Below are 9523 nucleotides of genomic sequence, written 5' to 3'. Positions count from 1 at the left end.
GCTCGCCGAGCCGCTCCTCGATTATTACCGGCATGTATCCGACCGCGATTGGCGCGCATCATATGCGTACCGAGCATACCAACCCCCATACGCCGGAGCTGCCGACCCCGTATTACGCAGTTCCGCCTCCCTACGTCAAGGTAGTGACGGAGTATTTGCGCGCCGCGGGGTACTACTGTACGAACAACTTCAAGACGGATTATCAATTCGCTTCCCCTATAACGGCCTGGGATGAAGACGGGATGGACGCGCATTGGCGCCATCGGGAGGCGGGACAACCCTTCTTTGCTGTCTTTAATCATATCCTGACGCATGAGAGCGGCATGTGGGGCACCATGATTCGCGAGCGATATCATCGCGAGGGGGCGCCGGAATTGAAGCGGCTGACCGATCCGGAGCGAGTCGAGGTGCCTCCGTATGTGCCGGATACGCCCAAATCCCGCGAGGCGCTTGCCACACATTACGATCTTGTGGCAGAGGCAGACGGCTTCGTGGGGGAGATTTTGCGCCAGCTTGAGGAAGACGGCCTCTCGGACAACACGGCGGTGTTTTTGTGGAGCGATCACGGCGAAGGCTTGCCGCGCGCCAAACGCTGGCCATACGATGCGGGCATCCGCGTGCCGCTGATCGTGCGCTGGCCTGGCGTCGTGGCGGCGGGGCAGGCGAGCGAGCGACTGGTCAGCTTGATCGACCTCGGCCCGACCGCGTTGTCCTTGGCAGGAGCGGTTGTGCCGTATCATCTGCAGGGACAGCCCTTCCTTGGCGAGGAGGCGAAGCCGCGGGAATACATATTCGCGACCCGCGACCGCTATGATGAGGCATATGACATGATTCGCGCCGTGCGCGACCAACGCTTCAAGTATATTCGGAACTATTATCCGGAGCAGCCATATCTGCAATGGATCAAGTTCAGCCACCAGCACCCGATGTTCCAGGAGCTGTGGCGCCTGGAGCTGGCAGGCGAGTTGACAGAGGAGCAGCGGCTGCTGCTGCGTTCGCATCGTCCTCCGGAGGAGCTCTACGACTGCGAGAACGATCCATATGAGATGCGCAATCTCGCCGACGACCGCCAGTATCGGGAACAACTGGAGCGGCTCCGGAGCGAGCTGGACGTCTGGCGCGACCGCTACGATGTATGGGGGGACGTGCCGGAGGAGCAGATGGTGCGGCAGATGTGGCCAGGCGGCGTGCAGCCTCGGACGGCGGCGCCGGTCTTCGTGCCGATCAACCGTTCGATCTCGGGCTTCGAGCCTGCCGTCAGCGGCGACTTTGCGGAACCGACGGCAGTGATGCTGCATTGCGCGACGCAGGGCGCCTCCATCGCCTATACGACCGAAGAGGGACCGCAAGCCCGCTGGAGACTGTATACCGAGCCGCTGAGATTGACGAAGGCTTCGACGCACATCCGCGCCAGGGCGGTCAGACTCGGTTACACAGAAAGCGAAGAAACGGTGGCCAATTACACGAGGAGATGAAAAATAAAGCTTCATCAAGACAGGAATAAAAAAACTTATTGATATCGATAATCATTTTCACTATAATAAAGGCATAGCACACCCTACCCCGTGTGCTTTACCCAGGTAACCGAAACACCCCCGCCATGGCTATGGCGGGGGTGTGGTCCCAGGAAGGGTTTTTTTTACATATTAGCGATCATCTGACGCAGGACAGTCTGCAGGATGCCGCCATTACGATAGTAGTCGATGTCGACTGCGGAGTCCAGACGAGCGATGGCTGTGAATTCGAAGGTCGTTCCGTCTTCGCGTGTACCGGTGACGGTGACCTTTTGACCTGGCTTCACATCGTTGTCCAGACCGGTAATATCGAACGTCTCGCGTCCGGTCAGGCCGAGCGCCGACCAGCCTTGGCCCTCTTGGAATTGCAGCGGCAGGACGCCCATGCCGACCAGGTTGGAACGGTGAATCCGCTCGAAGCTCTCGGCGATGACGGCTTTGACGCCGAGCAGGAACGTGCCTTTGGCCGCCCAGTCGCGCGAGCTGCCGGTGCCGTATTCCTTGCCAGCGATGACGACGAGGTTGGTGCCGCCCTTCTGATACTTCATCGAAGCGTCGTAGATCGACATCACTTCGTCCGTCGGCAGATAGGTCGTCACGCCGCCCTCAGTGCCCGGCGCAACCTGGTTGCGGATCCGGATGTTGGCGAATGTGCCGCGCATCATGACGTCATGATTGCCCCGACGGGAGCCGTAGGAGTTGAAGTCCTTGCGCTCGACGCCGTTGGCCAGCAGGAATTCGCCAGCAGGGCTGTCCGCCTTGATGTTGCCGGCCGGCGAGATGTGGTCGGTTGTGACCGAGTCGCCCAGCAGCGCCAGCACCTTGGCATCCTTGATGTCGGCGATGTCGCCGACTTCGGAGCCGAGGTTCTCGAAGAATGGCGGGTTGGCGATGTAAGTCGAGCGTGCATCCCACTCGTACAGTTCGCCTTCCGGCACCTGGATCGCATTCCAACGCTCGTTTTGAGTGAAGACGTTGGCGTACTTGTCGCGGAACATCTCCGGCGTGATCGCAGCAGTCGCCGCGTCGGCGATCTCCTGGGAGGTCGGCCAGATGTCCTTCAGATAGACTGGCTTGTTTTGCTGGTCGTAGCCGATCGGATCGTTGGCCAGATCGATGTTGACTGTGCCGGCCAGCGCGTAAGCGACGACGAGCGGCGGCGAAGCCAGGTAGTTGGCTTTGACCTGCGCGTGGACGCGGCCTTCGAAGTTACGGTTGCCCGAGAGCACAGCAGCGACAGTCATGTCGTTGTCGGCGATCGCGCTGCTCACTTCGTCCGGCAGCGGGCCGGAGTTGCCGATACAGGTCGCGCAGCCGTAGCCGGCGACGTGGAAGCCCAGCGCCTCGAGCGGCTCGATCAGGTTGGCCTTCTTGAGGTACTCGGTGACGACCAGCGAGCCTGGGGTCAGCGAGCTCTTGACGTATGCCGGCTTCACGAGACCGCGCTCGACCGCCTTTTTGGCGACGAGGCCTGCGCCCAGCATAACGGAAGGGTTCGAGGTGTTGGTGCAGCTGGTGATCGCAGCGATCACGACAGCGCCTGTCCGCATCTCGCTAACCTGTCCATCGTTATGCTTCACCTGGACGCGCTCTTCGATCTTGTCATCGCTCAGCCCATAGCCGCCCTTGTCGATCGGCGTGCGGATGATATCGTTGAACGCTTGCTTCATCGATGTCAGCTCGATGCGGTCCTGCGGACGCTTCGGTCCGGCAAGGCTCGGTACGATCGTCGAGAGGTCCAGCTCCAGTACGTCGGAGAATACCGGGTCTGGCGTGTCATCGGTGCGGAACATGTCCTGCGCCTTGTAGTACGCCTCGACCAGCTCGATCTGCTCATCTGTACGGCCAGTCTGACGCAGGAAGTCCAGCGTGATCGTATCGACCGGGAAGAAGCCGACAGTTGCGCCATACTCAGGCGCCATGTTGGCGACAGTCGCGCGGTCAGGCAGGCTGATGTTGGAGAGACCAGGGCCGAAGAACTCGACGAATTTGCCGACGACGCCCTTCTTGCGCAGGATCTCGGTGACGGTCAGCGCCAGGTCGGTCGCGGTAGAGCCTTCAGCGAGGCGGCCTGTCAGCTTGACGCCGATGACCTCAGGCATGACGAAGTACAGCGGCTGGCCGAGCATGCCGGCTTCCGCCTCGATGCCGCCGACGCCCCAGCCGACGACGCCAAGACCGTTGATCATCGTGGTGTGGGAGTCTGTGCCGACGAGGGAGTCCGGATAGACGACCGTCTCGCCGTCGATGGTCTTCGTAGCAGCTACCGATGCGAGGTACTCCAGGTTGACCTGGTGGACGATACCGGTTGCAGGCGGTACGGCGCGGAAGTTATCGAATGCCGTCTGCGCCCAGCGCAGGAAGCGGTAACGTTCTTCATTGCGTTGGAACTCCAGCGTCTCGTTGAACTCCAGAGCGCCGCCATAGCCAAATGCGTCGACCATGACGGAGTGGTCGATGACGAGGTCGACCGGTACAAGCGGGTTGATCTGCTTCGGATCGCCGCCAGCCTTCTTTACAGTGTCGCGCATCGCCGCGAGGTCGACGACGACAGGAACGCCGGTGAAGTCTTGCAATACGATACGCGCAGGAATGAATGGAATCTCCTTGTCTACGCGCTCGTCAGCCCAGCTGGCGAGCTGTTTGACGTGCTCAGGTGTAATCGCGCGGCCGTCGTACTGACGGACGGCAGCTTCCAGCAGTACCTTAATGGAGAAAGGTAATTTGGAAATCGGACCCAATCCTTGGGCTTCGAGACCTTGCAGGCTGTAGTAGGCGTACGACTGGCCTGCCGCGGTAAGCGAAGTGCGGACGGAGAATTGATCTTGTGGCATGAATGTGCTCCTCCTTGATGGTTTTTATTGCAGAACATGAAAGCAATTGTGATGGTTTATGGGGATTGAGCTTCAAGGTGAGTTTCATTCCGTGAAACCCAATTTCATAAAATCACGGCTACCTTAAGTATAGCGTTTTTTTGCTTCTATTGAAAGTATAAGTTTTGACTTTTACAGCCGCAACACCTGTCGCCCTCAGCCGCTAAGCTTGCTTGCTCCTTATATAACATGAGTTTCCAGTTGGCTTCATATACTGAAACAAGTCAAGGTCAGATCTTACATCAGCTGGGGAGGAATAGGGATGCCGCTCACATCGGGTAGATCGCGCAGCTCGGAGCATCTGCAAGGCTGGAAAGCCGCCATCCATGAATATGTGAAGCTGGTCAACCAGGCCGAAATCAAGCTCGATGCCGGCGTGCTCAAAGGACTCGTCAGCGATCGCGAACATCTATCGAGATACGCCCGGAAGCTGGAGCGTCTGCATGATCGCGAGCAAGCGAGGTATGCATGGACGCGCCGCAACGAGACGAAGGCGCAGCCTGTGCGAGTGAATGAGTCAGCGCATGAGGCGACGGTGATGCTGCGGCTCAATCAACGGCGGTCACTGGACCAGTTGGGGCTCGGCTATGTGGAGGAGCGGAGCGAATATGAGCGGCTATGGCTGCAAGAGCAGCAAGGACATTGGGAGGTCGTGCGGATCGAGCCGATGGTGCTCGAGCGCAGACCGCGCTTCGGCGCCTATGCGGGGGCGGGCATGGCCTATGAGGAGGAGCGCGGGAAGCGACGCGCCGGCAGCTCGGGGATGCGGACGCAGCCGTTCGTCAATCACGACCTGGTGCTGCCGCTGACGATCCGCACGCCGGTGCAGCGTTATCGACGCGACCGCGCCGTCGCTTATGCCGACAACTGGTGGAATCGGGCCAACCCGGATTACGAGGAGTTCGAGGTGAACTGTACCAATTACGTCTCGCAGTGTCTCTTTGCAGGCGGAGCCCCGATGAATTATACTGGAAGGAGGGAATCGGGCTGGTGGTACAAGGGGCGCGATAATGGCAAGGAATGGTGGAGCTACAGCTGGGCTGTCTCACATGCCTTGCAAGCGCTATTCGCCACGCCGCGAAGCGAGGGGCTGCGGGGCATTCTGGTCGAACGTCCCGAGCAGCTGGAGCTGGGAGACGTCATCCTCTACGATTGGAGCGGGGACGGCCGGTACCAGCACAGCACCATCGTCACCGCCTTTGATGCGGACCGTATGCCGCTCGTCAATGCCAATACCGTAGCGAGTCGACATCGGTACTGGGATTACCGGGATTCTTATGCTTGGACAGAGGCGACGCGCTACCGGCTCGTTCATCTGGAGGAGGAGTTTTGATCCGAGCAGCAGGCATGATATCTAAGTACCGGAGGATAAGTAATGAACAAAAAAATTCGTGTGGGCTTGATCTACGGCGGCAAGTCAGGGGAGCATGAAGTCTCGCTGCAGACGGCACTCGCAGTTATGAAGGCCTTCGATTATGACAAATATGATATCATCCCCTTCTATATTACGAAGCAAGGCCAATGGCACGGAGGCGCCGCGTTGACTGCGCCGCCCGAGGAAGTGAAGCAGCTGCAGCATACCGCGTCAGCCAACAATGCCGGACTGATGCCGGTGCTCCAGAGCCTGCAGCCCGATGGCGCAGCTCCGGCTGCCCAGGGGACGATGGACGTCGTCTTCCCGTTGCTGCACGGCACCTACGGCGAGGACGGTACGATCCAGGGCTTGCTGGAGATGGCCAACATGCCTTATGTAGGGGCAGGCGTGCTCTCCTCGGCCGTCGGGATGGACAAAGCGATGATGAAGAAGGTATTCGCCCAGGAAGGGCTGCCTCAATGTCTCTATCGCCACTTCAATCGCACGCAGTGGACCAAGGACCCGGCCTTTTTCATCATGGAGATCGAGGTGTCGCTCGGCTATCCATGCTTCGTCAAGCCGGCCAACCTCGGCTCCAGCGTAGGCATCTCCAAGGCTCGCAACCGCGAGGAGCTGAAGGCGGCGATCGAACTAGCGCTGCGCTACGACCGCAAGGTGATCGTCGAGGAGTTCGTCGACGCTCGCGAGATCGAGGTGAGCGTGCTCGGCAATGACGAGCCGCGCGCCTCGGTGCCGGGGGAGGTCATCACCTCCAGCGATTTTTATGACTACGATGCCAAGTATGTCGACGGCACCTCGCGGATGCAGATCCCGGCAGACATCCCTGCCGATATTGCCGAGGCAGTACGGGAGATGGCGCTGCGGGCATTTCTGGCGATCGATGGCTCCGGGCTCTCGCGGGTCGACTTTTTCCTGCGGCGTTCGGACAACCAACTGTTGATCAACGAAGTGAACACGATGCCGGGCTTCACGCCGTTCAGCATGTATCCGCTTATGTGGAAGGAGACGGGCATGAGCTACCGCGAGCTGCTCGATACGCTCATCTCGCTTGCCATCGCCAGACACGAGGAAAAGCAGCGCATCGCCTACGGCTAAGACCGACAGCGACGGCGGCCTGGATAGCTTCCGAGTGGTTAGCATAACTGCAAAAATACCCTTAAAACCGTCGAAAAGCTGGTGAAAGCATATTTTAATTGCAAAAGTGCAGTTAAATCGTCCGGAGCTGCCTTTTGTGGGGGATCTCCTCGATAATAAGTGCACTTTTGCAGTTAAGCTCAATAAAAACGACGGATGATGGAAAAATAGATGCATTATTGCAGTTACATGCGCTGACGGATATTCATGGGATGGCAACGTTGCGGGCGCACAGCAATCGGCGACGAGCCAAGTGACTTACTAAAATAAGGAGGATACATATGGGATTTGAGACCGAGTTCAACTCCGTCTGCAAGTTCAAGTCGGAGCAAGAGTTGTACGAGCTGCTGGAGTATGGCCGCAACAAGATGGTCAAGAGCGGCTTCCGCGTCTATCCGACCGGGCAAAAGGTAATCGCCTATGCGCCGGACAACACAGCCGTATGCATTGTCAAGATTCTGGTATCGCTGTCGGAGATTAATTTCCAGGGAGAGGAAATTACTCAAGTTGAAATGGAACTCGTGCGCAAGCTGACCGAGGAAGAATCGCGGATTCAGACGGCGTTGGCGTACGAGATGTTTTTCGGCGACCGTACGTGATTGTTCGTTTCGGCTTTGTGGCGATGAGCATGCTGCTCGAGAATGCCTCGCCCTCCCGAACGATGACCTACCGCAACTTCTCGCGCTTGCCTGAGCGGGATGCGGCGGTGCGTCGTCTCGAACGAATTGGGGAAGAAAACCTGCATAACACGCTGCGCGTGCTGCGGCATTGCGCCGCTCATGATATCCGCGTCTACCGCCTGTCCTCGAAGCTGATCCCGCTCGCCACGCACGAAGAGCTGGCGGACTGGGACCCGGTGCACGCGCTGGCGGACAGCTTCGCCGAGGTCGGGGCGTTCATCCAGCGTCAGGGCATCCGTGCCTCGTTCCACCCTGATCACTACTGCGTCCTGAGTACGCCGCGACAGGAGGTGCTGGACAAGTCCGTCGCGGATCTGGAGATGCATGTGCGGATGATGGAGGCGCTCGGGCTGGACGAAGCCTACAAGTGCAACATTCATGTAGGCGGCGCCTACGGGGACAAGCCCTCTTCGGGCGAGCGGTTCCTGCGTCAGTTCGGCGCGCTGGCGGAACGCTATCGCCACCGGATCACGCTGGAGAATGACGACAAGACGTTCACGGCCGAGGAGACGCTCTCGATCGCTGAGGCGGCTGGTGTGCCGATGGTGCTCGATATCCACCATCATGCGGTCAATGACGGCGCGCTGGCGCCGGAGCGGCTGGTCGGCGAGCTTTGGCCGCGGATCGCTGCGACCTGGGCAGCTGAGCGCGAGCGGGCGGACCGTGCCGGGCTCGGAGGCGGGTCCGAGGCGCTGGCGAGCCTGCTCGCGCCCAAGATCCACGCCTCCAGCCCGAAGAGTCCGCAAGATCCGCGAGGCCATGCCGACGATGTCGAGCTCGGGCCGCTGCTGGCCTTCCTGCAAGATATCGCTGCGACCGGCGCGACACCGCGCGTCGACGTGATGCTTGAGGCCAAGCGCAAGGACGAAGCGCTCATGCGGCTGATGGACGGGCTGCGACAGGAGGCGGCAGCGAGCGGGCGCCTGCGCATTACGGGCGATGCTTCGATCGTCATCGAATCAAGCTCGCGACCATAGGTGGCTAATTGGAGGACAACCGAAGATTCGCTCTTGAAATGCCCGGCCAAATGAAGTACGTTGGACAAGAGCTTAATTGAAGTACGAACAAATCCCGAACCGGGATGAGGAGGAAATGAATGATGAGTGGATTGTTAACCGGCAAAAACATTCTGATTATGGGAGTCGCCAACGACCGCAGCATCGCATGGGCGATCGCCCAGTCGCTGGCTGCGCAAGGGGCCAACCTGGCATTTACATACGAGAGCGACCGCGTCGCCGAGCGCGTGCGCAAGCTGGCAGATACGATCCCCGGCGCCGTCATCCTGCCTTGTAATGTCACCGTGGACGAGGAGATCGACGCACTGGCCGCCCATGTGAAGGAGCAGTTCGGCGTCCTGCACGGTCTGGTGCACAGCATCGCCTTTGCCAAGACGGAGGAGCTCGAAGGGCTGTTCGTCGATACCTCCCGCGAGGGCTTTGCGCTGGCGCATGATATCAGCGCTTACTCGCTGACGGCAGTCGCCCAGCGCCTGCATCCGCTCATGACTGAGGGCGGCAGCATCATGACGATGACCTATCTCGGCGCGGAGCGCGCGCTCCGCAATTACAATGTCATGGGCGTCGCCAAGGCCGCGCTTGAGGCATCCGTTCGTTATCTGGCCAACGACCTGGGGCCATCCAACATTCGCGTCAACGCAATCTCGGCTGGACCGATCCGCACATTGGCAGCCAAGGGCATCAAGGACTTCAACACGATCCTCCGCCAGGTCGAAGAGAAGGCGCCGATGCGTCGCACGACAGAGACGGCAGAGGTCGGCGACACGGCGATGTTCCTGATGAGCCATCTCTCGCGCGGCATTACTGGCGAGATCATCTATGTCGACAACGGCTACAATATCGTAGGCGTATAAACGATTCTTCCTTCAAGCAGGCCCTGCAGCCGCTGTCGTCAGCGGCTGCAGGGCCGTTTCGCGGGGAGTGCGCCTTG

7 protein-coding genes are annotated in these 9523 nt (G+C 59.6%); 6 read left to right on the top strand and 1 reads right to left on the bottom strand.

The window, feature by feature from the left end; genetic code table 11:
- The coding region (locus PA598K_RS28280; RefSeq protein ID WP_221414184.1) for a sulfatase-like hydrolase/transferase at nucleotides 1-1475 on the top strand (1475 nt) is incomplete at its 5' end.
- Nucleotides 1476-1639: 164 nt separating this feature from the next.
- Here the strand turns inward: PA598K_RS28280 and acnA are convergent.
- Nucleotides 1640-4348, bottom strand: coding sequence for an aconitate hydratase AcnA (acnA, locus tag PA598K_RS28275; RefSeq protein WP_128660155.1), 2709 nt, complete (start codon nucleotides 4346-4348; stop codon nucleotides 1640-1642).
- Nucleotides 4349-4649: 301 nt separating this feature from the next.
- Here acnA and PA598K_RS28270 point away from each other — a divergent pair, with 301 nt between their 5' ends.
- From PA598K_RS28270 to fabI, 5 genes are all read left to right on the top strand, one after another.
- The gene (locus PA598K_RS28270; RefSeq protein WP_128660154.1) at nucleotides 4650-5720 is read left to right on the top strand and encodes an amidase domain-containing protein; all 1071 of its coding nucleotides are present in this window, start codon (nucleotides 4650-4652) and stop codon (nucleotides 5718-5720) included.
- 42 nt (nucleotides 5721-5762) lie between these two features.
- Nucleotides 5763-6857, top strand: a complete 1095-nt coding sequence (locus PA598K_RS28265; RefSeq protein ID WP_128660153.1) for a D-alanine--D-alanine ligase — start codon at nucleotides 5763-5765, stop codon at nucleotides 6855-6857.
- 320 nt (nucleotides 6858-7177) lie between these two features.
- Nucleotides 7178-7495 carry a hypothetical protein gene (locus PA598K_RS28260; protein WP_128660152.1) on the top strand — a complete coding sequence of 106 codons (318 nt, stop codon included), beginning with the start codon at nucleotides 7178-7180 and terminating at the stop codon, nucleotides 7493-7495.
- Nucleotides 7492-8553 (top strand): UV DNA damage repair endonuclease UvsE, encoded by a 1062-nt coding sequence (gene uvsE, locus PA598K_RS28255; protein WP_128660151.1) that lies wholly within the window; start codon nucleotides 7492-7494, stop codon nucleotides 8551-8553. The genes PA598K_RS28260 and uvsE overlap by 4 nt, the downstream gene beginning before the upstream one ends.
- 122 nt (nucleotides 8554-8675) lie before the next feature.
- Nucleotides 8676-9446, top strand: a complete 771-nt coding sequence (gene fabI / locus PA598K_RS28250; protein ID WP_128660176.1) for an enoyl-ACP reductase FabI — start codon at nucleotides 8676-8678, stop codon at nucleotides 9444-9446.
- Nucleotides 9447-9523 lie beyond the last annotated feature (77 nt).

It is taken from the genome of Paenibacillus sp. 598K (assembly GCF_003851045.1).
Lineage (GTDB): Bacteria > Bacillota > Bacilli > Paenibacillales > Paenibacillaceae > Paenibacillus_D.
This window is presented reverse-complemented; position numbering and strand designations above follow the sequence as displayed.

Excerpts from the sequence above, each read along its gene's own strand:
- PA598K_RS28270 (WP_128660154.1), top strand. The coding sequence starts at position 4,650 with ATGCCGCTCACATCGGGTAGATCGCGCAGCTCGGAGCATCTGCAAGGC.
- fabI (WP_128660176.1), top strand. The coding sequence starts at position 8,676 with ATGAGTGGATTGTTAACCGGCAAAAACATTCTGATTATGGGAGTCGCC.
- PA598K_RS28265 (WP_128660153.1), top strand. The coding sequence starts at position 5,763 with ATGAACAAAAAAATTCGTGTGGGCTTGATCTACGGCGGCAAGTCAGGG.
- acnA (WP_128660155.1), bottom strand. The coding sequence starts at position 4,348 with ATGCCACAAGATCAATTCTCCGTCCGCACTTCGCTTACCGCGGCAGGC.
- PA598K_RS28260 (WP_128660152.1), top strand. The coding sequence starts at position 7,178 with ATGGGATTTGAGACCGAGTTCAACTCCGTCTGCAAGTTCAAGTCGGAG.